Genomic DNA, 21,944 nt, shown 5'->3' on the forward strand with positions numbered 1-21,944 from the left:
ATAAGCGAACGCCCAGAAACAACGGTCAAAAACCGCCCAGATTACGATGCTGGCGATAGAGCAGGTAACCGCCCCAGCCGAAGCTCAGCAGCAACAGTACAACCCCGGTGCCGAACCATAGACTGGCATAGGTTGCCGCCCGATCCAATGTGCCGCCCATCGAGAGCAGGTTACCCCAGTCGTGATAATCCTCGCTCATGCCGCGAATCAGTGGAATCGCGCGGTAGGGCGCATCGGCGATATAGGGCGAGACATCGATGAAATTCTGTCCGCACCACCAGAGCATGATCGAGGCGGCAAAGGTATCGCGCCGCTGAAGTATAAACGCCAGCATCAGTCCCAGCGGCATCAGTACCTGGAACAGGCTGCCGCCCAGAATCCCCATGTAGCGCCCGAAGGGGCTGAACAGGACATGGCCGAACTCATGGAAGGGCAGGTTCGCGTTGTGCAGAAAGGAGCCGCCGATGGAGATCCAGTCGATACCGCCGAGTATGAACGACCAGCCCCAGATAAAGAAGGCGATATACAGCCCGACCCGGCCCCAGAAGGTCAGCGAATCCACCTGCTCGGGTACCTCCAGCAGCCGGCTGACGATACGTGCGGTAAACGGTACCACCGGCTCCAGGGTGAACCGACCCGGCTCGACCGGTTCAGCCGACTTGTCCACAGGTGCCGTATCCGGCTTCCATTTACTGTAGGCGATACTGCATTGAGGACAGACACCCTCGATGACGTGGTTATCCTGCTGCTGTCTCACATAGCCGCATTTGGGGCACTTCAAGGTGAACCTCTACCGGTTATGACGTATCGCAGAGTATTCTAACTTAGGGCGCGAGCAGATTGGCCAGTTGATCCCCTTGCGCTTGCACATAATCGAGGAAGGTACTGGCGACCACCGACATCTCTTTGGCCGACAGGCGCGCCAGATACCATTGTGAGGGGATCGGCAGATGCTCTACATCCAGCTCCCGTAACCCCTCGCTGCCACCCAGCGACAGCGTATGACGAGACAGGATCGACACGCCAAGCCCAGACATCACGCAGTGCTTGATCGCTTCGTTACTCTCAATGGTCATGCGGACATTCAACTCCAGCCCTTTCGCTTTCAGGTGCCGGTCGATGGCGTGACGGGTTCCCGAGCCCATCTCGCGAATCAGAAACGGCTGCTGGGCGAACAGCTCGAAGGGTATCTGCTTTTCCCGGGTCAGCGGATGCGAGTCGGCGGCGATCGGCACCAGTGGATTGGTGGAGAGCAGCACCATATCCAGCTCGAAATTTTCCGGCGGGTGACTGAACACGTAGAAGTCATACTCCGCCGTTTCCAACTGTTCGATGATCTTCTGCCGGTTTGCGACTTTCAATACGATATCGATGGCGGGATGGGCCTTCACGAACTCGCCCAGAAAGTGGGGGATCAGGTACTTCGATGTGGTGACCACCGCCAGGCGCAGGGTGCCCGCCTTCAGTCCCTGCAGATCGGCCAGCTTCATCTCCAGACGATCGAAGCTGTCCATTATCTCCCGCGAGCTTTTGATCAGTTCGAGCCCCGCTTCGGTGAATCTCAACCGGCGGCCGATCTGCTCATAGAGCGGCACGCCCACATCGTCGGCGAGCTTTTTCAGCTGAACGGAGACGGTGGGCTGGGTGAGGTGAAGCAACTTGGACGCCTTGGTGATCGACCCGGTCCGATAGACCGCCAGCAGTATCTCAAGCTGCCTGATTGTCCCCACCCGCGCATGCAATCGGCCCATAGATCAAACTCGATATAGATATTTATCTATTTATAGCATAGTTAATATCGATTTTTATCTATTATTTGATTGGTGCACACTTACCTCCAGCTGGCCACAGGCGCCGGCCCAAAATCAGGAGGCTTAACTATGTGGAAAGACAGCACTGCAGAACATGACGATCAGATCGCTGCTGATTGGCCGCAGAAACCCATCCCGCTGCCGCCGCAGCCTCGATAACCCGAAACAGGCGCTCAACAGAGCGCCTGTTTTTCACCACCTAACGTCTAGCATCAACCGAGAGAGTACAACGTGATCGACAAACGCCTGACCTTTGAGCTCTTCACCGCACTGCTGCTGCTGACCATGGGTACTCTGCTGACCCTGGCGGGTCTGTCCGGATGGGGGCTGGTCATCGTTGCCTGTTTGATCGGCGGCAGCTCAATCGCCATGCGCGCTCTGCCCCAACGCGCGACATCCGCTTGAATCCTCACGACCTATCCGAAGCATAGCGAGTAAATCATGGGACTGGATATTGTCGCCGCGTTCTTTCTGTTTGGAGCGGTTGCGCAACTGCTGGGGGCGCCGATCAAGATGCCGAAAGGGCTTTACCAGAGCCTGACCCTCTTTCTGCTGGTCGCGATCGGCCTTAAGGGCGGTATCGCGCTGTCCAAGTATGCGAGTCTGTCGCTGCTCGGACAATCGGCGGCCGTCATCGCCTTTGGTGCGTTGCTGCCCCTGATCGCCTTCCCGATTCTGTGGAAAATAGGCGGTCTGTCCAGAGTGGACTCGGCTTCGGTGGCCGCCCACTACGGCTCGGTCAGTGTGGCCACCTTTGCGGTGGCGCTGGCGTATTTGGAAGTCAACGATGTGCCCTACGAGCCCTATTTCGCCCTGTTCGTGGCGCTGCTCGAGGTGCCGGCGATTGCGGTGGGGTTGTTGCTGGCGCGCGGCGCCGGCGCGGATTTCAAGAAGCTCAGTCACGAGATGTTTCTGAACCAGGGCGTGTTGCTGCTGGTCGGTTCAATCCTGATCGGCTGGCTGGGCGCGGGACAGAGCGCGAAGCTGATGCCCTTCTTCGGCACGCTGTTCCACGGTGTACTGGCGCTCTTCCTGCTTGAGATGGGGCGTCAGGCGGCATCCAGAATCGGCCTGATCCTCAAGTTCGGCTCGTTTATCGCCAGCTTCGCGGTGTTCATGCCGCTGATCGGCGCGGCGCTGGGCGCGGCGCTGGCCAGTGTCATGGGGCTTTCGGTCGGTGGCACCGTCCTGTTGGCGACACTCGGTGCTAGTGCCTCCTACATCGCGGTGCCGGCCGCCATGGCCAATTCGCTGCCGGAGGCCAATCAGAGCCTGTCGATCACCGCATCGCTCAGCATCACCTTCCCGTTCAATGTTCTGGTCGGTATTCCGCTCTATCTGGAGTTGGTATCGCTCTAACCCATCGAGACAAACCCTGGTGGCTGGCAGATAATCGGGTCAGCCACCGGGCGCTGCCGTCGCTCTGAACCGTTCATCCGCCTCTCGAAACAGTGTTTTGACCCGGTCTATATCCCAGGGTCGCTCGACCAACGTTTCATGGTCCCAATCGCTTCTGGGTTGCTCGGGTGCAAAAAAGTCGCCGCCATAGACATGAATTGCACAGGTCATCTTAGCGATCGGGTTCAGCACAGAATGGATGGTTGTGCGGTCGAGTACGACGATATCACCCACACCCAGCGATTTCGCGCCGAACGCCTCGATGCTGGTGCCGGTTCTGCGCCAAAAAATGTTGTCTTCGCGGCCGGAATAGATGCCGACCACCGAAAACATCTGGTGATTGTGTGGCATTAGACTCATACAGGGCGCCCAGGCAAAATTGATAATGGTAAGCTCCGGTGATCGGTACAGTGCTGAAATACCGGCACGTTCCGGCTCACCCAGTTCCGCCATGATCCTTGCCCTGTCGGTAATCGCTCCCGCCATAATCTCACGTACCGCGCCCTCTCCCTCGGCCACCGCTTTGATACAGTCTTGGATAAAATGATCTTTGCTGAACATGATCTGCCCTCCCCAGGTGTTTAGGTGAGGAATAGGCGTGGATCTTGGACTTACCCCGCTCTGCAGGACACGCCTAGCCTATGATTGAAGCATAGGGGCAGGAGCCCCGAGCAGCCAACGCTATCCCCGGCGATCAACGAGAGAGTGCTGAAACGTAGGCGGGATCGGTATCTTAGCGCCCGCGCAACACGTAAAATGCCCGCATGAGCATACTATTCGAAGAGATCGACTCTCAGCCCTCCCCAATCGGTACTATCTCGCTCAGGCGCAGACGTATAGCGGTGATGGGCGATCGGGATATCTATGAAGTGAAACTCGGCGACGAGTTTCTGATGTCCAGTTACTTTGTCGACGGCGAGGTGGCGCTGGCTGATTGCGGGCTGCGCGCATTAACGGGTGAGGGTCTGTCGGTTGTGGTGGGCGGGCTTGGCCTTGGCTACACCGCCGCCGCCGTGCTCAAGCATGACAAGGTCGGCGAACTGATGATCGTCGAGTATCTGCCGCCGGTGATCGGCTGGCACCGGCAGGAGCAGGTGCCGCTGGGCAAGGTACTCAATGCCGATCCGCGCTGCCGCTACGTGCAGGGCGACTTCTTTGCCCTCAGTGCCCGCGAAGACGGTTTTGACCCTGACCGGCCGGGGCGCAAGCTGGATGCCATTCTGCTCGATATCGACCACTCGCCGCGGGCGCTGCTCAACGACGCCAGCAAGCCCTTTTACAGTGAAGCGGGGCTCAAGCAGCTGGCCACCCATCTGCTGCCCGGCGGCGTGTTCGGCTTCTGGTCCAACGAGCCGCCGGATGCCCCGTTTACCGAACTCCTGCAAAAGGTGTTTGCGTCGGTCGAAGTACACGAGGTCGATTTCCACAACCCCTTCCAGGATCGCATGGCCACCAACACCGTCTATGTGGGAACACTGTAAGCGATGAAAGCCCCTAAACGCCTTATCCCCCTGCTGGAAGATGGCCTGATCGACGAGGTTCTGCGGCCGCTGATGAGCGGCAAGGAAGCCTCGGTCTACGTGGTGCGCTGCGGCGACGAGATCCGCTGCGCCAAGGTCTACAAGGACGCGGAAAAGCGCAGCTTCAAGAAGGCGGCGCTGTATCAGGAGGGGCGCAAGGTGCGCAACTCGCGCCGCGCCCGCGCCATGGAGAAGGGGTCGCGCTTCGGCCGCAAAGAGACCGAAGAGACCTGGCAGAATGCCGAGGTCGATGCGCTCTACCGCCTCGCCGCCAATGGCGTGCGGGTGCCCGAGCCCTACGGCTGTTTCGACGGCGTACTGCTGATGGAGCTGGTCACCGACGACGAAGGCCGTGTCGCCCCGCGTCTGAACGATGTCGCCATGTCCGCCGAACAGGCGCGCGAGGATCACCTGATGGTGATGGAGTACGTCAAGCGGATGCTCTGCGCAGGTCTCGTTCACGGCGACCTGTCGGAGTTCAACGTCCTGGTGGACGACTACGGCCCGGTGATCATCGACCTGCCCCAGGCGGTGGATGCGGCGGCCAACAACAACGCCCGCGCCATGCTGGAGCGCGACGTGGACAACATGACGCGCTACTACGCCCAGTACGCCGAAGAGCTGCTGGACACCCGCTACGCCGCCGAGATGTGGAACCTGTTCGAAGCGGGTGAGCTGACCCACGAATCGGAACTGACCGGGCTGGTGGTAGAGGATGAACACAGTGCGGATGTGGATGCGGTCATGGCCGAGATCCAGCAGATCCTGCGCGATGAAGAGACGCGGCGCGAGCGCCTGAGGGCGGATCTACAGGGTGAGGAGCAGTAACGCCCGGATCGCGGTCACGTCACCACTTGCCTCTTACCTGGGAGTCCAGGCCAGCATTCGGTTCTGGCACTGAGTGCTACTCTGGTCTACCGACGGCTTTTGGTTCCCTATATTGACGATAGGTGTCGAGCACCCAATTGAAGAAGGGCCTGTTCTTATGCGCCTCCCGCAAGTCGGCTACCGGCGCCGGAAATGCAGATGCAATCTCCGTGTCTGACTTACCGGGTGCGCAATAGGGTGACAATAACGCGCATGCGGTCAGGTCGGCTCTGGAAAACCTATCCCCAACCAGAAAACGGTTGCCCTCCAATGCGGCGTCCAATCTATCCAGGGCTGATTCTAAACGCGCCTTTGCTCTGGAGGCCGACTCGGCATTGATATCCATAAACTCGATCATCGCGTCACGAACCTTGGGATAGATAACGGCAAACAGAGGCCGCCCATACCAGGGCGCGCCATCGAGCAGGAAGTTCAGGGCGCAGTTGCGATCGGGAAGCGCATAGTAGTAAAACCATAGCCTGAGCGTGGTCCCGATCTCTTCATCCAGATACGCCTCCCACTCCATTGCCTCATTCGCATGCTGCGGATCTCGCGGTGTTAACGGTTGCGCTGAGTACTTTTCTTCCAGGAAAGTGATGATTTCCGTTGAATCCTGAATGATACGTTCGTTATCGACCAGGATCGGAACGCTGCTTCCCGGTGCCAGTTTGCGTGTAACCCTCAGGTGCAGGCCAGGCAACAGGTTCTTGGTGGTAAAAGGCAACCCCTTGTAATCAAGGGCCCAGCGGACCTTCTCGCAGTAGTGTGAAAATGGGAACTGATATAGCGTGATCATAAGACATCTCCCTATGTTCTTAACTGACGCACGCGGCACGTCAGCTCGATGCGATTTTTATACGCCAGTTCCGCGGCATAAGTTGATGTCCGAGCTTTGCATCATCCCCACAACTCACCAAACCGATCGCGGTGACACAGGTACAAGCGCAGCTCAAACTCCAGCTGATGGTAATCCGGCTCCATATAGCAGCAGAGCTTGTAAAACGCCTTGTCGTGCGCCTTCTCGCGCAGATGCGCCAGCTCATGCACCAGAATCATCCGCAAAAACGGCTCCGGCACCTTGCGGAACAGGGACGACACCCGAATCTCGTTTTTCGCCTTCAGCTTGCTGCCCTGCACCCGTGACACATAGGTGTGCAGGCCCAGCGCATTGTTGATGACGTGAATCTTGTCGTCATAGATCACCTTGCTGATCGGCGCCGAACTGCGCATGTACTGGTTCTTGATCCCCTGGGCATACTCATACAGCGCCCGCTCCGACCCCAACTCATGAGGCTGTGGATACTTTTTCAGTAACCAGGCGCCGGACTTGTTGCTGTCCAGCAGGGACTGGGCCTGTTGTTGCACCTCGGAGCTGTAGCCGCTGAGGTAGTTGGAGGGTTTGGGCTGGCTCAAGGGAGATGAAACACCGTACTGAAAAGGAATTGGCTTATATTTTATGATCTTAAAGATATTAATTAAAACTGTTTTATATCTATAAGATTAGAAGCGTGCAGCAAATAGATTAAGGGTTTTTGATTTAGCGAGGCCAGTCACCGCGAACTTTGTTCGTTCTCCTCCGACGGTATACTTGCGTTTCTATACAGAATCCAAATTTCGGACGACGTGGCGATCGGAATGAACAATGAGAGGCCGCCGATTACGACTCTACGCTTTACGACAAGACCATCTGTGCTGACGGTATAGGCATTTGTTTCAGACGCTTTGCCAACAAAGCCTGACCAGGATACAAAGGTTGATCCCTTAACTGTCCAAAAAACCTCTTCGCACAAAATACCCCCGTCGCTTTCGTTAAATACTTTCTTATCAACTAATCTAGCGTCTTTTAATGCTTCAACATGCAGTTCATCATGAGTGTTATAAATTTTTACCATTTCCACATCATTCAATGTAGAGGCGCTATCTTCTAGCGTTCCAGTTTGAAAAAATAACATTGCCAGTGATATCGATACATCACCCTTAGCACTTTCAGCCTGATTAGAATAAGTACCGCTTAGGTCCAGACACTGATCGTCACCAGTCTTTTCTAACTGCGCCCAGTGTTCAGGGTACATCTGAACATTCGAGCAGCCTGCAAGGAGGACGAAAAGAGTGAGTATCGCTGCAGACCACTTGGACATATTGAATCCCGACGTTGTACGCTGGAGCCAATAGCAGGCAGTGCCAAGTATAGCCGTTCGCACAGTGAGTGGTTGCTTAACTCCGGGCTGAAGCCTAAAGCGGTAGCGCTGTAATAACCGTCCGCCTCAGATATCGAACCTGTCTTCTGGAACCTCTGCCAGCGATTCGAAAGCGGGTTTGGCGAAGTAGTAACCCTGGTAGAGATAGATACCGAGGTCGCTGAGGCAGCGCAGTTCGTCCCGGGTTTCAACGCCCTCGGCGAGCGGGCCGATATCGAGCTCTTGGCACAATGAGACGATAGCGCGGACAATAGCCTGGCGGGCGGGACTGCGGTCGTGCAGATCGACAATCGGCTGAAACGCCATGGAAAAGCCTATATCAAGTGCGGAGCCGTCGGCACAATGCGCGCAGCTGATGTTTGGCATTTCGTAAGCTCTATCAATTGGGTGAAACTCCTCTCCAATCAACAGGTAAGAATAGTAGATGCGCTGTGTCGTGGTTTCAGACGCGCCGCGCGAGATCGAAAACCACAGGCTTCCATCCCTGTGTAAGTAATCGCATGCTGATCCGACTATCCCTCACATGGTGCCGACTCGGTATGACCGGTGCCACGATTATATGAGTGCATATTGAGCCCAGCCATACTTCAATTTTGGCGGATCTTCTGTGGAGGGCGCGATGAAATTCTGGTTAACCCTTATCCTCGGCCTGTTGCCGGCGTTGCCGGCGTTGCCGGCGCTGCCGGCGACGGCGCAAAGCTTCCACTCCTCACCCGGCGCGACGCTGGTCGAGCTGTACACCTCGGAGGGCTGCAGTAGCTGTCCGCCGGCGGACCGTTGGCTGCGTGGACTGGGCCAGCGACCGGAGCTGTTCAAGACGCTGTATCCGGTCGCTTTTCATGTCGATTACTGGAACTCGCTGGGCTGGGAGGACCGTTTCTCGCTGCCCGACTACAGCGCCCGCCAGCGTAGCTATGCCCGCCAGAGACTGATCAGCCAAGTTTATACGCCGGGCTTTGTCGTCAACGGCCGGGAGTGGAGCGCCTGGTTCCGCGGGCCGAGGCAGTTGCCAGCCACAGCGCTGCCGGGTGGTGAGCTGACGCTGGAGTATGATGCGGGCGAGGTCAGCGCGAACTATAGCGGCGGCGATGGACAAGCGTTGACGCTGAGCCTGGCCTATCTGGGAATGGGGCTGAGCTCGGATGTCGGTCGGGGGGAAAATCGCGGCCGGCGACTGGAGCATGATTTCGTGGTGCTCGGCTTTTGGCAGCAGGACTCGGAACGGGGTCGGTGGCAACTGAACCTGCCGCCACCCGAGGCGCAGGGGCAGTCAAGCACGGCACTGGTGGCCTGGGTGACGGCCAAGGGGGATATGACCCCGCAGCAGGTGGCTGGCGGCTATCTTCGAGCTGCCGACCACGGCCGATAGGCCCTGCTGGGATGCTCACTTGCTGTCCAAATCAGCGCACATCCTCGCCTTCATGACCAAGATCAATATGTAGAGGGTGAGCGGTTCCGGCTATTTCTGGAGTCCGGCAGCTATCTCCGATACGCTGAGAACTCTCTGCAACCGGAACAGTTCGACACGGTCGACAAGTGTCAGTTGTTGACGTTGGTGGGGCTGCCGTGGCGCCTCGCCGCGCCGATGTGCCCTGCGAGGAACCGATGGTCGATAACCCACTGCTTGTGCCGATAGCGCGCCTGCTGCACCAGTACCCGGAGGGACTGAGCGAGTACGCGCTGATGAAAATGCTGGAGTTCGATGGCCTCGAACTCGATGCCGATCCCGATGTCACCGCGGATCTGCTGCTGTTTCGCAAGCATTTCCTGGTCATGAACGCCCTCTACCGGCTCGAGCCGGTGCTGTACGAGCAGGGCTATGAGCTGTCGATATCGGCCCTGCACATTCAGCTCCATGCACTGGAAAACAGAACCGTCTCGGCGCAGCAGGTGCTGGCCAAACCCCACCCCCTGCGTAGCTACTATCTGGACTGGAGCGAGTTTGAAAAGAGCAGCAATGCTTATGTCCAGAAACTCCTCGATAGCTTCTGGCGCCGTTATTTCAGCGATCATCGCATCGAAGAGGCCTGTCAGGTGCTGGGGCTGGAGGCGGGTGCCGGGCCGGAGAGTATTCGCCAGGCCTATCGGCGACTGGCGGCCCGCCACCACCCGGATCGAGGCGGCGATGCGGAGCAGTTTCGCCGGGTACGCGAAGCCTATGAGTTGCTGATGGCGTGACGATGACTGCGCAGGCCCTTTCTTTTACGACCCCAGGCTGTCGTCGGTATCGGGTCGTCTGGTATAAAGCCTACCGGTATGCCTGGCAGTTGTTGCCAGATTTTTACGCAATTTTTACGACAGCGACGCATTCGCGCTCTCGAATTTTTACGCCGGGCAGTCCGACAATATAGTCAGTTGCCGTGCAATGCCGATTATTCGGCGGTGTCCCATATGCGAATCATCATTCTCGGCGCCGGGCAGGTCGGTGCCGCGCTGGCGGAGAAACTGTCCAGCGAAGCCAATGACATCACTGTCATCGACAACGAGCCCGAGCGTCTGCGCTTGCTGCAGGACCGGCTCGATCTGCGCACGCTGGAGGGGGAGGCGTCCTATCCCAGTGTGCTCGATCAGGCCGGTTGCGCCGATACCGACATGCTGATTGCGGTAACCAGCAGCGACGAGGTCAACATGGTCGCCTGCCAGATCGCCAGTACCCTGTTCAATACACCGCGCAAGATAGCCCGCATCCGTTCCCCCCAATACATGACCCACGCCGCCCGCTTGTTCACCGATAGCGCCGTGCCGGTGGACGTGATGATCAGCCCCGAACAGCTGGTGACGGCATATATGGAGCAGTTGCTCCACTACCCTGGGGCGACCGAGGTGCTCGACTTTGCCGATGGCCTGGTCAAGCTGGTGTCGATACGGGTTGTGGCCAAGTCGCCGATCTGCCGGCGCCGGCTCAGCGAGCTCAGTCGTCAGTTGCCCGATGTGCGGATGCGTGTGGTTGCGATCTACCGGCAGGGGGAGGCGATCGGGATCTCGGGGGATACGCTGATCGAGGCCGGCGACGAGCTGTTGTTTGTATCGGCGGCGGAGCAGATGCAGCGGGTGATGTCGCACTGCTGCGGCGAGCGGCCACCCTATCGGCGGATCATCATCGCCGGCGGTGGCAATATCGGCAAAGCGCTGGCCCAGCGGCTGGAGGGGCAGTACAGCGTCAAGGTGATCGAGCGCAGTATCGCCCGATGCAACCAGATCTCGGCTGAACTAACGCAAACGGTGGTGATTAACGGCGGTGCATCGGAAGCGGACCTGCTCGGTGCCGAGGGGATAGACCAGACCGATCTGTTCTGCGCCCTGACCAACGACGACGAGGCCAATATCATGGCCTCGATTCTGGCCAAACGGCTGGGAGCGCGTTCGGTGATGACGATCATCAACAACCCGGCGTACATCGAGCTGATCGAGGGCGATGTGATCGATATCGCCATCTCGCCGCAACAGATCACCATCGGCAGTCTGCTGACTTATGTGCGGCGCGGTGACATGGCCCGCATCTACTCTCTGCGCCAGGGAACCGCCGAGGCGCTGGAGGCGGTGGCACGGGGGGGCAGTCGCCGATCGCGGATGGTCGGCCGTCGTATCGCCGAGCTGCCTCAACCCGCCGGTGTCGTGCTCGGTGCCGTCGTGCGTGATGGCCAGGTGTTGATCGCGAAAGGCGATCTGCGGATCGAGGAGGGCGACCACCTGATCTTTATCATGGCCAACAAGCAGAGTCTGGGGGCGGTGGAGAAGATGTTCCAGGATGGGCTAGCACTGTTCTGATTGAGGGGGCTCGGTATGCCCAGGCGGTTTCGTTCAACTTCGTTGGTGCGCGGTGTCCTTGGGCGACACCCACTGCCTGCGCATCTCTATCCGCCAGATCCGCAACACGCTTGGCGATAGCGCCACCGCCCCCCGCTATATCGAGACAGAGCCGGGGTGGGCTACAGGTTTATCGGTGGTGAAAACGCGCCGCCGCGACAGAACTGAGCTTCGCTCCTCGCGCCGGCTCGAGCCAGAAGCTAGAATGCGCCATTAGAGAATGCAGTGGTGCCCCATGACAGACAATCCGAGCCAGCCCTTCTACCAGCTCATGCCCGATACCGTCATCGACGCGGTGGAGTCCCAGGGTTACCTCAGCGACGGCCGGATCCTGGCGCTGAACAGTTATGAGAACCGGGTCTATCAGGTGGGGATAGAGGACGCGCAGCCGTTGATCGCCAAGTTTTACCGGCCACGGCGCTGGAGCGATGAGCAGATTCTCGAGGAGCACGCCTTCTGTTTCGAGATGGCGGAACAGGAGCTGCCGGTGGTGGCGCCGATGCGCAATGAAGCGGGCGAAAGCCTGTTTCGCTTTCTGGCCAACGACAGCGAATACCGTTTTGCCCTGTACCGCCGCCACGGCGGCCGGGCGCCAGAGCTGAGCGACCCTGACCACCTTTATCAGCTCGGGCACACCCTGGGCCGGATCCACCTGATCGGTGCCGTGCATGATTTCGAATACCGGCCCCGGCTGGATATCCAGAGCTACGGCTACGACAGCGTCGAGCTGATCGCCCAGGGCTTCATCCCGGCCTCGTTGCGCGCGGCCTACGTCAGCCTGACCGCCGATCTGCTGCGCGAGGTGGAGGCGGCGTTCAAGCAGGCCGGTAACGTCCGCTACCTGCGGGCCCACGGTGACTGCCATGGTGGCAATATCCTCTGGCGCGACGACACCCCCAATTTCGTCGATTTCGACGATGCCCGCATGGCGCCGGCGATCCAGGACCTGTGGATGCTGCTCACCGGCGACGATCGCAACGAGCTGCAGCTGCAGTTGAACGAGATCGTCGAAGGCTATAACGAGTTCGCCGAATTCGACCCGCGCGAGTTACATCTGGTCGAGCCGCTGCGCGCCCTGCGCATGCTGCACTACAGCGCTTGGCTGGCGCGGCGCTGGGACGATCCGGCCTTCCCGCGCAACTTTTCCTGGTTCAATACCGAGCGTTACTGGGGTGAACACCTGCTGCAGCTGCGCGAGCAGTTCGCCAAACTGCGCGAACCGGTGCTGACGCTCCTGTAAATATCGTCGGTACCTGGCGACTTTTGCTACGCTTGTTCTGTGGTTAAGCACCTTTACATCAAGGAGCATGCTATAACTGGGTGGGATATGGCGATGAACGGACGGATCTGCACACACTTCTCATAGACGAGGTCGCTCATGGCGAGCAGCAAAGGAGCCGAGGTACGGCTGCAGGTGTTGATCACCGCAGCGATCCTGCTGAGCATGTTGCTACTCAGTGCGGTACTGGTGGGTAAATCCTACCTGGATAAGCGTGCCCTGCTGTTGGCGGACACCATCGAGTCTGCAGAGCGATTGGCAGCCGACGTCGACAGCCGTATCAGCCATCTCGTCAACCCCCTGGCCAGTGCGCTCAGGGTTCTGGCGCACAACCCCTTCACCGATGCTCGAAATCAGCGCAACCGGTTGCAGCACCTGCCGGTGTTGGTCGATATCCTGCTGACCTATCCCAGTGTCGTGGCCGTCTATGCCGGTGATCCGGATGCCCGTGTGGTGCGCGTGCGCGCGGCCAGCGCCGATATCCGGCGGCGGTTACACGTGCCGGACCAGGCCGCCTTTGTCGTGGATAGCCGCGATAACCCGCTGGCGAAAGGGGATATGCTGTTCTTCGACCAGCGGCTGCAGCTGATCGAGACCCAGAAGGGCATGGAGGATCAGGGCATCCCGCTACCGCGCTCCTGGTATAAACAGACCGAGCAATCCCACACGGTGCAGTTGAGCGCGCCTTATCTGCTGCCCAACGTGGATGAGCTCGGGGTGACCCTGGCGCTGCGCAGCGCGGATGGCGGCTCGGTGGTCGCCATGGATGCCTCGATAGAGGGGTTGTCGGCGCAGCTGGCCGGGATTGCTGGCAAGCCGGGAACCCAACTGGCGATCATCGATTACGCCGATCTGGTGGTGGCCTTTGCCGATCGCTACTGGGGGTTGAAACTGACTGATAGCGGTGTGCGTCAGGCCAGCGTTCAGGAGCTCGATTCACCGGCGATCGAGCGGCTCGCGTACCGGGATCAACCGGCGGGGGCGTTGCAGATGCTGGATATCGGCGAGAGCCGCTACTTCGGTGTCTGGATACCCCTGGCCTCCTTTCCTGAGGCCTCGCTGAGGTTACTGATGGCCTTCCCGGCGCAGGGTGTGCTGGCCGAAGCCAAGGCGCAGAGCCTGCAGCAGGTGTATTGGACCCTGGCGGCGATTGTCGTGCTCGTGCTGCTCGGTGCCATGGCCGGCCGGCTGGTGTCCAATCCGTTGCACCAGCTGGCCCGTGAGATGCGCGCGGTAGCCAATTTCGATTTCAGCCGTCCGGTCAGGGTCAACTCGCGAATCAAGGAGTTGAATGCGCTGGGCCGGGTGTTTGCCAGCATGTCGCGAACCATCCATCACTTCCAGCGTATGAGCCTGACGTTGTCGCGGGAGCCGGATCTGGATTACATGCTCAACGGCGTGGTGCGCCATCTGAAGGACAGTCTGGCGGCATCCTCTGCAGTGCTCTACCTGTTCGAAGAGGAGCAGGCTTCATTGCGGCTGGTCGCCATGAGCGGCTTGCTCGACGCACCGACCACGCTGCGACATAACCGCAGGGACGTGGAGCATATGAAGCAACTGGTGCTCAAGGCGTTTGCACCGGATCGTCATAGCGATGTGCTGCTGACCGCGCTGATGGGGCGCAAGAAGCAGCTGCTGGGCATTTTGGCGCTGGATCTGCCCCATGAGGCAGATGTCAGTATGGAGCTGGTGCAGCGGGCGGTCGATGAGCTGTCCGGCTCGGCCGCAACCGCGATCGAGACCCGCCAACTGATTCGCCGCCAGCGTCTGCTGTTGGATGCCATGATCCGCCTGCTGGCCGACGCGATCGACGCTAAGTCGCCCTACACCAGCGGGCATTGCGAGCGGGTGCCCGAGCTGGCGCAGATGCTGATCGAGGCGGCGGAGTTCTCGGACAAAGCGCCGTTCAGGGACTTTGCCATGTCCGAAGCCGAACGTGACGAGTTTCGCATCGCCGCCTGGCTGCACGATTGCGGCAAGATCACCAGCCCGGAGTATGTGGTCGACAAGGCGACCAAGCTGGAGACGATCTACAACCGTATCCATGAGATCCGTACCCGCTTCGAGGTGATCTGGCGCGATGCCGAGATCGACTACCTGAAGGGGACGATCGAGGGGCGGCCCATGGTCGATCTGCAGCGCGCGCTGGTTGAGAAGCAGAAGCAGCTGCAGGAGGACTTTGCCTTCATCGCCACCGCCAACATCGGCGCGGAGTTCGGCGGTGCGGAGAACAAGGCACGCCTGGAGCAGATCGGCAAGCAGACCTGGACGCGACACTTCGACCGGCGTCTGGGGCTGTCACGGGAGGAGTACGAGCGCCTGCCGGCGAGCATGCATCTGGAGGAGCTGCCGGTAATCGAGAAGCTGCTGGACGACCGTCCCGATCACCTGGTCGAATGGGGGGAGCGCCGACCGCCGGTGGAGCGTGATAACCCCAACAACCGCTGGGGGTTCGACATGGAGCTACCCGAGTACTCGTTCAATCTCGGCGAGCTGTACAACCTGTCGATCAACGCCGGCACCCTGACCAAGGAGGAGCGGTTCCATATCAACGACCATATCGTGCAGACCATCTGCATGCTGAGTAACCTGCCGCTACCACCTGAGCTAAAGCGGGTGCCCGAAATCGCCGGCAACCACCATGAACGCATGGACGGCAAGGGGTATCCGCGAAGACTGAATATCGGCGAGCGCAGTATCCCGGAGCGGGTCATGGCGGTGGCCGATATCTTCGAGGCGCTAACCGCCTGGGACCGGCCCTACAAGAAAGCCAAGACCCTGTCCGAGTCGCTGTGCATCATGGCCAAGATGGCCAGCAATCAGCATATCGATATCGACATCTTCGAGCTGTTTCTGGAGTCACGGATCTACCTGACCTACGCCAAGCGCTTCCTGCGCGCGGGGCAGATCGACGAGGCTAATGTGGATCGCCGTCAGTTGATGCTGCTGGCGCGGCGCAATCAGGACGGCTTCAGACGGCCGCTGGGGGAAAGGGAGCCGGCCTGATCCAAGTGTTCGTCAGGCCGGGTTGCAGATTCAGAGCTTCCTGACCCGGAAACTCTTGCCCTTGATGGTGCGCGACTTCAGCTTGTCCAGCGCGATCTCCGACAGCTCTCGCTTCACCGCCACATAGGCGGTGAAGTCGCCGATGGCGATATCGCCGATATCTTCGCCGCTCAGCTGTCCGCCGGCGGTCAACGTGCCGACGATATCGCCGGCGCGCAGCTTGTTCTTGCGCCCGCCGGCGATGGCCAGGGTGCGCATTGGCGCCCGCGGCGGGTGGAAGTCATGATTGGGCTGCGGCAGCTGTTCGATCACCTCGATCGGCGCCGACTGCATGGCGTTGATCCGCTCCAGCTTGATGCTCTCCTTCGGACCGACCAGGCTCAGCGCGGTGCCGCTGCGTCCGGCGCGGCCGGTGCGGCCGATACGGTGGGTGTAGACCGCCGGGTCGCGGGGCAGGTCGATGTTCACCACCAGGTCGACGGCGTCAATATCCAGGCCGCGGGCGGCCACGTCGGTGGCCACCAGCAGGGTCAGGCTGCGGTTGCTGAACAGGGTGATGCGCTGGTCGCGCTCGCGCTGCTCCATATCACCGTGCAGCACGCCGACTTGGAAGCCGGCGCTTTTCAGCGCCTGGGCATACTCATCGCATCGCGCCTTGGTGTTGCAGAAGATCACCGCGGCATCGGGTACCTGCTGCTGCAGCAGCGCGATCAGGGTATCGGCCTTGTACGGCTCGTCACACAGGTAGGCGCGTTGCTCGATCTCCACCGCGCTATGCTGCTCCGGCGCAGTGACCCGCTCGGGCTCGCGCTGGTAATGGGCGGACAGCTGTTCGATATCCTTCGGGTAGGTGGCGGAAAACAGCAGGGTCTGGCGCGAGGCTGGGGTGCTGTCGATGATGGCGCCGATATCCTCGGCGAAACCCATGTCCAGCATCCGGTCCGCTTCGTCGAGTACCAGGCAATCGACCCGATCCAGCACCAGGGTACCCTTGCGCAGGTGGTCCTTGATCCGTCCCGGGGTACCGACGACGATATGGGCGCCGTGCTCCAGCGAGCCGATCTGCGGCCCGATCGGTGTGCCGCCACAGAGCGTCACGATCTTGATATTGTCCAGGTAGCGCGCCAGCCGGCGCAGCTCCCGCGCCACCTGGTCCGCCAGCTCCCGAGTCGGACAGAGTACCAGCGCCTGTACGGCGAATAGTCTCGGGATCAGCCGGGTCAGCAGGCCGATGCCGAAGGCGGCGGTTTTGCCGCTGCCGGTGCGCGCCTGTGCGATCAGGTCATGTCCGGCCAGCACCACCGGCAGGCTCAGCTGCTGGATCGGCGTCATCTGTTCGTAGCCGATTGATTCGAGGTTGGCGAGTTGCGCGGCGGGCAGGTCAAGGCTGCTGAAGCGAGTCTGAGTCACGGGCGTTCCGGGATAAGGGGTTGGCGGTATCGACGCGCGCGGCGTCCGATGATCGAGGCGGCGAAGTATAGCAGATGAGCCGCATTAGGGATGCCATGCCGTTGAACCGGATCGACTTTGGGAGGTCTATCCGGCGCGGGAATCGGCAACGTTAAAATGGGGGGCGGTTCAGCGTGGCGGGTCGATCTGGTTACCTATGCTGGCGTTGACACGGAACCAGCCGGCGATGCTGTAGCGATCCGTACGTGCCGGCAGTACCTCGTGCGGGAAGCGGTCACTGAGGAACACCACCAGCCGGCGGGCTTGGGGCGCGACCCGCTCGAGCACGCAGTCCCCCTGTCCGGGGTAGAGCAGCAGCTCGCCGCCATCGTCGCCCTGCCAATCGGTGTTGAGGTAGAATACGGTGGTCAATATACGGTTGGTCTGGCCACGAAAAGCGTCCAGGTGGCGCTTGTAGAAGGCCCCCGGCGCGTAATGGGCAAAGTGGCACTCGTAGTCGAACAGGCCCATGAACAGGCGGCGGTTGAGCCCGTTGCGCAACTGATCCATCCATGACAGATAAGCGGCTTCGCGGGCGTCGTGGGTATCGAGCCAGCGGATCTGGTCGCGACGGATCTGGGCGTTGAGCTGCTGGTCCTGTTCACGGCCGACTCCGGCGCGCTGAAACGCCAGCTCGTCAAGCTGCTGAATGCGCTGCAGCAGGGCCAGGGTCAGTGCGCTATCGATCGCCTGGTCGCAGATGATGTAACCCTCGTTGACCAGCGCATCGGCGATCCGGTCAAGCAGCGCTTCGTCAGGGGTATTCGGTATACTGTTCATGAGCGTTCGTGATGACACTACAGCCAGGGGCACTCTATATAGCCCCAAATCGGACTCTCGTCACGCGAAATGTTTTTAACTTGTATTTAATTGGTATCAACTGTGGTGATCGATCGATATCGAACCGTTTCAAGAAAAGCGATCAAGGCCTGGTGTTGGCTGCTGTGCCTGCTGCCGCTGCTGGTGGTATATCGCTGTGCCGCGGAATCGGAACCTATTTCGATGACGGTGACCGCCTCCGCCTATAACTCGCTGCCCGAGCAGACCAACTCCGAGCCCAGAACTGCAGCCTGGGGGGATAAGTTGAAGCCCGGGATGAAGGCGATCGCTGTATCTGATGATCTGTTGCGCGAGGGCCTTACTCACGGCACCGAGGTGCGGATCAAGGGCCTGAAGGGGCGCTACGTGGTGCTGGACAAGATGCATCCGCGTTGGGAGCGCAAGATCGATATCTACATGGGCGAGGATCTGGATGCGGCCCTGCAGTGGGGAGTACGCAAGGTACAGATCACCTGGGTTCTGGCTGAAAACGAGCCCTGACCGGCGACAGCATGTGGGGTGAGATAATGGGCAGTTGGGCGTTGTACTGCTAGAATCCCGAGTAACCTAGTCAACAATAGCTGTGCTCGAGGAGATCTCAAATGTCTATTCAGGTTGGCGATACACTGCCATCGGTAACGTTCAAGGTCATGGGCGAGAAGGGGCCGGAGTCGGTGACCACTCTATCCCTGTTCGCGGGTAAAAAGGTGGTGCTGTTTGCTGTGCCGGGTGCTTTCACGCCAGGCTGTACCCTGACCCATCTGCCCGGATTTGTCGTCAATGCCGACAAAATCAAGGCCAAGGGCGTGGACAGCATCGTCTGCACCGCGGTAAACGATGCCTTTGTCATGGACGCCTGGGGCAAGTCACAGAATGCCGACGAGATCATCATGGCCGCCGACGGCAGTGCCGAGTTTGCCAAGGCGATCGGCCTGGAGCTGGACCTGACCGAGGGCGGCCTGGGCATTCGCAGCAAGCGTTATGCGATGATCGTCAATGATTGCAAGGTCGAGCTGCTCAATATCGATACCAAAGGGGTCGACCAGAGCAGTGCGGAAACGATTCTTGCGGCGCTCTGATCACCCACATCGGCCAGCGAGTTTGCCGGGTTGGGCCGCATTGCGGCCTAACCCACGGTTGATTGGTGGTCGGCGTCGAGCCACTCTCGCGTGAGCTTAGGATCTATCTCGCGCAGATCCAGCCAAGGTACTTCATCGAACAGGTCATCAGTCGCCTGCGAGCAGGGGCGCTCGATCAAAATCCAGTCACGGGCGCCGTCACGGCGGCAGTATTCGATGTAAAGAAACCAGCGCGGCTGTGGCCTGCCCCAGTCATCCTTGCGTTTGCCCTGCGCCGCCCACACGTGCAGTGGGCACTGGTGGACATGGCTGTGCAGGCGTCGGGTCAGGCCCGGCTCGGCAGCAGCGCCGAACAGCGGATAATCGGCTTGAGATAGCTCTTGTGATGAGTAATGTGCTTCGAACATGTCGTGCTCCTCTGTCTTCGCGCTGTGGCGAAGGCTGTCTTTGGAGCTGACGTATTAAGTGCGGATACCTGATTGGTTGTCGGTATCGACCGCATCGCCGCTTGGCGGCAACCACCTTGCCCAGGTTGGCAGGTTGGTGAGGACGTCAGCCCTTCTCTTGATGCATAAAGCAGCGTCTAACTTATCCGGGAGTGTTCACGAAATCAAGACCGAGCGGGTAGAACCCGCTCGGTCTTGTGCTCACTTCAAGCCCAGTGCCCTGGCGTGGTGCTCGAGGTGATCGCCGATGAAGGTGGCGATGAAGAAGTAGCTGTGGTCGTAACCCGGCTGCAGCCGCTGGTTCAGCGGGTGTCCCGCAGTTTCACAGGCATGCTTCAGCGCTTCCGGCTTCAGCTGTTCGGCCAGGAAGTCGTCCGCTTCGCCCTGGTCGACCAGCAGCGGCAGACGCTCCTCCGCGTTGGCGATCAGTTCGCAGCTGTCCCAGGCTTTCCAGCTTTCACGATCATCGCCGAGATAACCGCTGAACGCCTTCTCGCCCCAGGGACAGTTGATCGGGTTGCTGATCGGCGCAAAGGCGGAAACCGACTTGTAGCGGCCCGGATTCTTCAAAGCACAGATAAGCGCACCGTGCCCGCCCATGGAGTGACCGCTGATCGCACGTGCATCGGTGACCGGGAAGTGCTCCTCGATCAGCGCCGGCAGCTCCTGCACCACATAGTCGTACATGCGGTAGTTGTCGGACCAGGGCGCCTGGGTGGCGTTGACGTAGAAACCGGCCGCGGAGCCGAAGTCATAGCTGTCGTGCTCGCCCGGGAAATCGGTGCCGCGTGGGCTGGTGTCCGGGCAGACGATCGCCATACCCAGTTCGGCTGCCAGACGCTGAGCGCCCGCCTTCTGGGTGAAGTTCTCGTCGGTGCAGGTCAGGCCGGAGAGCCAGTAGAGTACCGGCACCGGCTGGTTCTGCGCCTGCGGCGGCAGGTAGATGGCGAAGATCATCTCCGTGCCGGTGCTGGTGGAGTGGTGCTTGTAGCGCTTGAGCCAGCCGCCGAAGCTCTTGTTACAGGCGATCAGCTCCGGGGTTGCTGGGTCGGTAGAAAGATCAGACATGTCGCGAGTCTCCTTGCGGCATATTTCGAATGGCGTGGCACCGCCCACCGGAGCGGGACAGCGCCGTTACGAACTCGATCAGAACAGGATGACGGAGCGGATGCTTTCGCCTTCGTGCATCAGATCGAACGCCTTGTTGATATCCTCAAGGCCCATGGTGTGGGTGATGAACGGATCGATCTCGATCTTGCCGTTCATGTAGTCCTCGACATAGCCCGGCAGCTGGCTGCGGCCCTTGACGCCACCGAAAGCGGAGCCTTTCCAGACACGACCGGTGACCAGCTGGAACGGACGGGTGGAGATCTCTTCGCCGGCACCGGCAACACCGATGATGATCGACTCACCCCAGCCCTTGTGGCAGCACTCCAGCGCGGAGCGCATCACCTGCACGTTGCCGATACACTCGAAGGAGTAGTCGACGCCGCCGTCGGTCATGTCGACGATCACCTGCTGGATCGGATCGGAGAAGTTCTTCGGGTTGACGCAGTCGGTAGCGCCGAACTGCTTGGCCATCTCGAACTTGGATTCGTTGATGTCGATGGCGATGATGCGGCTGGCCTGCGCCATGCGCGCACCCTGGATCACCGACAGGCCGATACCGCCGAGGCCGAACACGGCGACGGTGGAGCCCGGCTCAACCTTGGCGGTGTTCAGCACCGCACCGATACCGGTGGTGATACCGCAGCCGAGCAGGCAGACCTTTTCCAGCGGCGCGTCGATGCTGATCTTGGCCAGGGAGATCTCCGGTACCACGGTGTATTCGGAGAAGGTGGAGGTGCCCATATAGTGGTAGATGGTTTCACCGTTCAGCGAGAAGCGGCTGGTGCCGTCCGGCATCAGGCCCTTACCCTGCGTAGCGCGGACCGCCTGGCACAGGTTGGTCTTGCCGGACAGGCAGAATTTGCACTTGCCGCACTCGGCGGTGTACAGCGGAATGACGTGGTCGCCCGGCTTCAGCGTGGTCACGCCCGGCCCCACCTCTTCGACGATACCCGCACCCTCATGGCCGAGAATCGACGGGAATATACCTTCCGGGTCAGCGCCGGACAGGGTGAACGCGTCGGTGTGGCAGACACCGGTGGCGACAATGCGTACCAGTACCTCGCCCGCCTTCGGGCCCTGAACGTCCACCTCTTCGATGGTCAGTGGTGCGCCTGCTTTCCAGGCCACGGCAGCGCGTGATTTCATGATTCTCTC

At 60.0% G+C, this 21,944-nt stretch carries 23 protein-coding genes and 1 riboswitch; of the genes, 11 read left to right on the forward strand and 12 right to left on the reverse strand.

All coding sequences use genetic code 11. The features are described from left to right. Positions 1 to 25: 25 nt before the first annotated feature. Both IEX40_RS12600 and IEX40_RS12605 read right to left on the reverse strand, forming a co-directional pair. Positions 26 to 781, reverse strand: coding sequence for a hypothetical protein (locus IEX40_RS12600; RefSeq protein ID WP_229680746.1), 756 nt, complete (start codon positions 779 to 781; stop codon positions 26 to 28). Positions 782 to 824: 43 nt separating this feature from the next. Further along, on the reverse strand, positions 825 to 1,751 hold the full coding sequence (locus tag IEX40_RS12605) for a LysR family transcriptional regulator (protein WP_188748801.1): 927 nt from the start codon (positions 1,749 to 1,751) through the stop codon (positions 825 to 827). 291 nt (positions 1,752 to 2,042) lie between these two features. Here IEX40_RS12605 and IEX40_RS12610 point away from each other — a divergent pair, with 291 nt between their 5' ends. Then, positions 2,043 to 2,216, forward strand: a complete 174-nt coding sequence (locus IEX40_RS12610) for a hypothetical protein (RefSeq protein WP_188748803.1) — start codon at positions 2,043 to 2,045, stop codon at positions 2,214 to 2,216. Positions 2,217 to 2,252: 36 nt separating this feature from the next. Then, positions 2,253 to 3,170, forward strand: a complete 918-nt coding sequence (locus IEX40_RS12615) for a sodium-dependent bicarbonate transport family permease (RefSeq protein ID WP_188748805.1) — start codon at positions 2,253 to 2,255, stop codon at positions 3,168 to 3,170. Between the two features lie 39 nt (positions 3,171 to 3,209). Here IEX40_RS12615 and IEX40_RS12620 read toward each other — a convergent pair whose 3' ends face one another. Next, positions 3,210 to 3,770 carry a hypothetical protein gene (locus tag IEX40_RS12620; RefSeq protein ID WP_188748808.1) on the reverse strand — a complete coding sequence of 187 codons (561 nt, stop codon included), beginning with the start codon at positions 3,768 to 3,770 and terminating at the stop codon, positions 3,210 to 3,212. A gap of 203 nt (positions 3,771 to 3,973) precedes the next feature. Between IEX40_RS12620 and IEX40_RS12625 the strand changes: the two genes are divergently transcribed. Together IEX40_RS12625 and IEX40_RS12630 are read left to right on the forward strand one after the other, a co-directional pair. Beyond that, positions 3,974 to 4,690, forward strand: coding sequence for a polyamine aminopropyltransferase (locus IEX40_RS12625; RefSeq protein ID WP_188748810.1), 717 nt, complete (start codon positions 3,974 to 3,976; stop codon positions 4,688 to 4,690). Positions 4,691 to 4,693: 3 nt separating this feature from the next. Then, positions 4,694 to 5,557: a PA4780 family RIO1-like protein kinase gene (locus tag IEX40_RS12630; RefSeq protein ID WP_188748811.1), complete on the forward strand. Its 864-nt coding sequence runs from the start codon at positions 4,694 to 4,696 to the stop codon at positions 5,555 to 5,557. A 76-nt stretch (positions 5,558 to 5,633) separates the two neighbouring features. Here the strand turns inward: IEX40_RS12630 and IEX40_RS12635 are convergent, their stop codons facing one another. The 4 genes from IEX40_RS12635 to IEX40_RS12650 form a co-directional block, all read right to left on the reverse strand. Then, complete coding sequence (locus IEX40_RS12635) at positions 5,634 to 6,392, reverse strand: glutathione S-transferase family protein (protein ID WP_188748813.1); 759 nt, start codon at positions 6,390 to 6,392, stop codon at positions 5,634 to 5,636. Between the two features lie 101 nt (positions 6,393 to 6,493). Then, positions 6,494 to 7,009 carry a M48 metallopeptidase family protein gene (locus tag IEX40_RS12640; protein ID WP_188748815.1) on the reverse strand — a complete coding sequence of 172 codons (516 nt, stop codon included), beginning with the start codon at positions 7,007 to 7,009 and terminating at the stop codon, positions 6,494 to 6,496. Between the two features lie 137 nt (positions 7,010 to 7,146). After that, on the reverse strand, positions 7,147 to 7,734 hold the full coding sequence (locus tag IEX40_RS12645; RefSeq protein WP_188748817.1) for a hypothetical protein: 588 nt from the start codon (positions 7,732 to 7,734) through the stop codon (positions 7,147 to 7,149). 126 nt (positions 7,735 to 7,860) lie between these two features. Beyond that, positions 7,861 to 8,160, reverse strand: a complete 300-nt coding sequence (locus IEX40_RS12650) for an EAL domain-containing protein (protein ID WP_188748819.1) — start codon at positions 8,158 to 8,160, stop codon at positions 7,861 to 7,863. Between the two features lie 253 nt (positions 8,161 to 8,413). Here IEX40_RS12650 and IEX40_RS12655 point away from each other — a divergent pair, with 253 nt between their 5' ends. The 5 genes from IEX40_RS12655 (at position 8,414) to IEX40_RS12675 (ending at position 15,886) form a co-directional block, all read left to right on the forward strand. Continuing rightward, entirely contained in the window at positions 8,414 to 9,163 is a 750-nt protein-coding gene (locus IEX40_RS12655) for a DUF1223 domain-containing protein (RefSeq protein ID WP_188748820.1), read from the forward strand. Positions 9,164 to 9,330: 167 nt separating this feature from the next. Beyond that, a complete protein-coding gene (locus IEX40_RS12660) occupies positions 9,331 to 9,972 on the forward strand; it encodes a DNA-J related domain-containing protein (RefSeq protein WP_188748822.1) in 642 nt (213 codons plus the stop codon). A gap of 213 nt (positions 9,973 to 10,185) precedes the next feature. Beyond that, complete coding sequence (trkA, locus tag IEX40_RS12665; RefSeq protein ID WP_188748824.1) at positions 10,186 to 11,562, forward strand: Trk system potassium transporter TrkA; 1,377 nt, start codon at positions 10,186 to 10,188, stop codon at positions 11,560 to 11,562. A gap of 274 nt (positions 11,563 to 11,836) precedes the next feature. Continuing rightward, the gene (locus tag IEX40_RS12670) at positions 11,837 to 12,841 is read left to right on the forward strand and encodes a serine/threonine protein kinase (protein WP_188748826.1); all 1,005 of its coding nucleotides are present in this window, start codon (positions 11,837 to 11,839) and stop codon (positions 12,839 to 12,841) included. Positions 12,842 to 12,979: 138 nt separating this feature from the next. After that, on the forward strand, positions 12,980 to 15,886 hold the full coding sequence (locus IEX40_RS12675; protein WP_188748828.1) for an HD domain-containing phosphohydrolase: 2,907 nt from the start codon (positions 12,980 to 12,982) through the stop codon (positions 15,884 to 15,886). Positions 15,887 to 15,916: 30 nt separating this feature from the next. Here IEX40_RS12675 and dbpA read toward each other — a convergent pair whose 3' ends face one another. Next, complete coding sequence (dbpA, locus tag IEX40_RS12680; RefSeq protein ID WP_188748829.1) at positions 15,917 to 17,296, reverse strand: ATP-dependent RNA helicase DbpA; 1,380 nt, start codon at positions 17,294 to 17,296, stop codon at positions 15,917 to 15,919. Positions 17,297 to 17,464: 168 nt separating this feature from the next. Beyond that, positions 17,465 to 18,115 carry a 2OG-Fe(II) oxygenase gene (locus IEX40_RS12685; RefSeq protein WP_188748831.1) on the reverse strand — a complete coding sequence of 217 codons (651 nt, stop codon included), beginning with the start codon at positions 18,113 to 18,115 and terminating at the stop codon, positions 17,465 to 17,467. Positions 18,116 to 18,217: 102 nt separating this feature from the next. Between IEX40_RS12685 and IEX40_RS12690 the strand changes: the two genes are divergently transcribed. Beyond that, positions 18,218 to 18,655, forward strand: a complete 438-nt coding sequence (locus tag IEX40_RS12690) for a 3D domain-containing protein (protein WP_229680747.1) — start codon at positions 18,218 to 18,220, stop codon at positions 18,653 to 18,655. 101 nt (positions 18,656 to 18,756) lie between these two features. Beyond that, a complete protein-coding gene (locus IEX40_RS12695) occupies positions 18,757 to 19,233 on the forward strand; it encodes a peroxiredoxin (protein WP_188748833.1) in 477 nt (158 codons plus the stop codon). Positions 19,234 to 19,280: 47 nt separating this feature from the next. Here IEX40_RS12695 and IEX40_RS12700 read toward each other — a convergent pair whose 3' ends face one another. The 3 genes from IEX40_RS12700 to IEX40_RS12710 form a co-directional block, all read right to left on the reverse strand. Then, entirely contained in the window at positions 19,281 to 19,640 is a 360-nt protein-coding gene (locus IEX40_RS12700) for a hypothetical protein (RefSeq protein ID WP_188748835.1), read from the reverse strand. A gap of 62 nt (positions 19,641 to 19,702) precedes the next feature. Beyond that, positions 19,703 to 19,809, reverse strand: a riboswitch (SAM-I-IV-variant riboswitch). A gap of 71 nt (positions 19,810 to 19,880) precedes the next feature. Then, on the reverse strand, positions 19,881 to 20,747 hold the full coding sequence (gene fghA, locus IEX40_RS12705; RefSeq protein ID WP_188748837.1) for an S-formylglutathione hydrolase: 867 nt from the start codon (positions 20,745 to 20,747) through the stop codon (positions 19,881 to 19,883). A 78-nt stretch (positions 20,748 to 20,825) separates the two neighbouring features. After that, complete coding sequence (locus IEX40_RS12710; RefSeq protein WP_188748848.1) at positions 20,826 to 21,935, reverse strand: S-(hydroxymethyl)glutathione dehydrogenase/class III alcohol dehydrogenase; 1,110 nt, start codon at positions 21,933 to 21,935, stop codon at positions 20,826 to 20,828. Positions 21,936 to 21,944: the final 9 nt, after the last annotated feature.

This window comes from Marinobacterium zhoushanense, from assembly GCF_014641945.1.
GTDB classification, from domain to species: Bacteria; Pseudomonadota; Gammaproteobacteria; order Pseudomonadales; family Balneatricaceae; genus Marinobacterium_D; species Marinobacterium_D zhoushanense.

What these genes read in the sequence shown, in the direction of transcription:
- IEX40_RS12615 (WP_188748805.1), top strand. Translation starts at nt 2,253, where the DNA reads ATGGGACTGGATATTGTCGCCGCGTTCTTTCTGTTTGGAGCGGTTGCG.
- IEX40_RS12625 (WP_188748810.1), top strand. Translation starts at nt 3,974, where the DNA reads ATGAGCATACTATTCGAAGAGATCGACTCTCAGCCCTCCCCAATCGGT.
- IEX40_RS12630 (WP_188748811.1), top strand. Translation starts at nt 4,694, where the DNA reads ATGAAAGCCCCTAAACGCCTTATCCCCCTGCTGGAAGATGGCCTGATC.
- IEX40_RS12675 (WP_188748828.1), top strand. Translation starts at nt 12,980, where the DNA reads ATGGCGAGCAGCAAAGGAGCCGAGGTACGGCTGCAGGTGTTGATCACC.
- IEX40_RS12670 (WP_188748826.1), top strand. Translation starts at nt 11,837, where the DNA reads ATGACAGACAATCCGAGCCAGCCCTTCTACCAGCTCATGCCCGATACC.
- fghA (WP_188748837.1), bottom strand. Translation starts at nt 20,747, where the DNA reads ATGTCTGATCTTTCTACCGACCCAGCAACCCCGGAGCTGATCGCCTGT.
- IEX40_RS12645 (WP_188748817.1), bottom strand. Translation starts at nt 7,734, where the DNA reads ATGTCCAAGTGGTCTGCAGCGATACTCACTCTTTTCGTCCTCCTTGCA.
- IEX40_RS12695 (WP_188748833.1), top strand. Translation starts at nt 18,757, where the DNA reads ATGTCTATTCAGGTTGGCGATACACTGCCATCGGTAACGTTCAAGGTC.
- IEX40_RS12710 (WP_188748848.1), bottom strand. Translation starts at nt 21,935, where the DNA reads ATGAAATCACGCGCTGCCGTGGCCTGGAAAGCAGGCGCACCACTGACC.
- trkA (WP_188748824.1), top strand. Translation starts at nt 10,186, where the DNA reads ATGCGAATCATCATTCTCGGCGCCGGGCAGGTCGGTGCCGCGCTGGCG.
- IEX40_RS12685 (WP_188748831.1), bottom strand. Translation starts at nt 18,115, where the DNA reads ATGAACAGTATACCGAATACCCCTGACGAAGCGCTGCTTGACCGGATC.
- IEX40_RS12605 (WP_188748801.1), bottom strand. Translation starts at nt 1,751, where the DNA reads ATGGGCCGATTGCATGCGCGGGTGGGGACAATCAGGCAGCTTGAGATA.
- IEX40_RS12635 (WP_188748813.1), bottom strand. Translation starts at nt 6,392, where the DNA reads ATGATCACGCTATATCAGTTCCCATTTTCACACTACTGCGAGAAGGTC.
- IEX40_RS12700 (WP_188748835.1), bottom strand. Translation starts at nt 19,640, where the DNA reads ATGTTCGAAGCACATTACTCATCACAAGAGCTATCTCAAGCCGATTAT.
- IEX40_RS12650 (WP_188748819.1), bottom strand. Translation starts at nt 8,160, where the DNA reads ATGCCAAACATCAGCTGCGCGCATTGTGCCGACGGCTCCGCACTTGAT.
- IEX40_RS12655 (WP_188748820.1), top strand. Translation starts at nt 8,414, where the DNA reads ATGAAATTCTGGTTAACCCTTATCCTCGGCCTGTTGCCGGCGTTGCCG.
- IEX40_RS12620 (WP_188748808.1), bottom strand. Translation starts at nt 3,770, where the DNA reads ATGTTCAGCAAAGATCATTTTATCCAAGACTGTATCAAAGCGGTGGCC.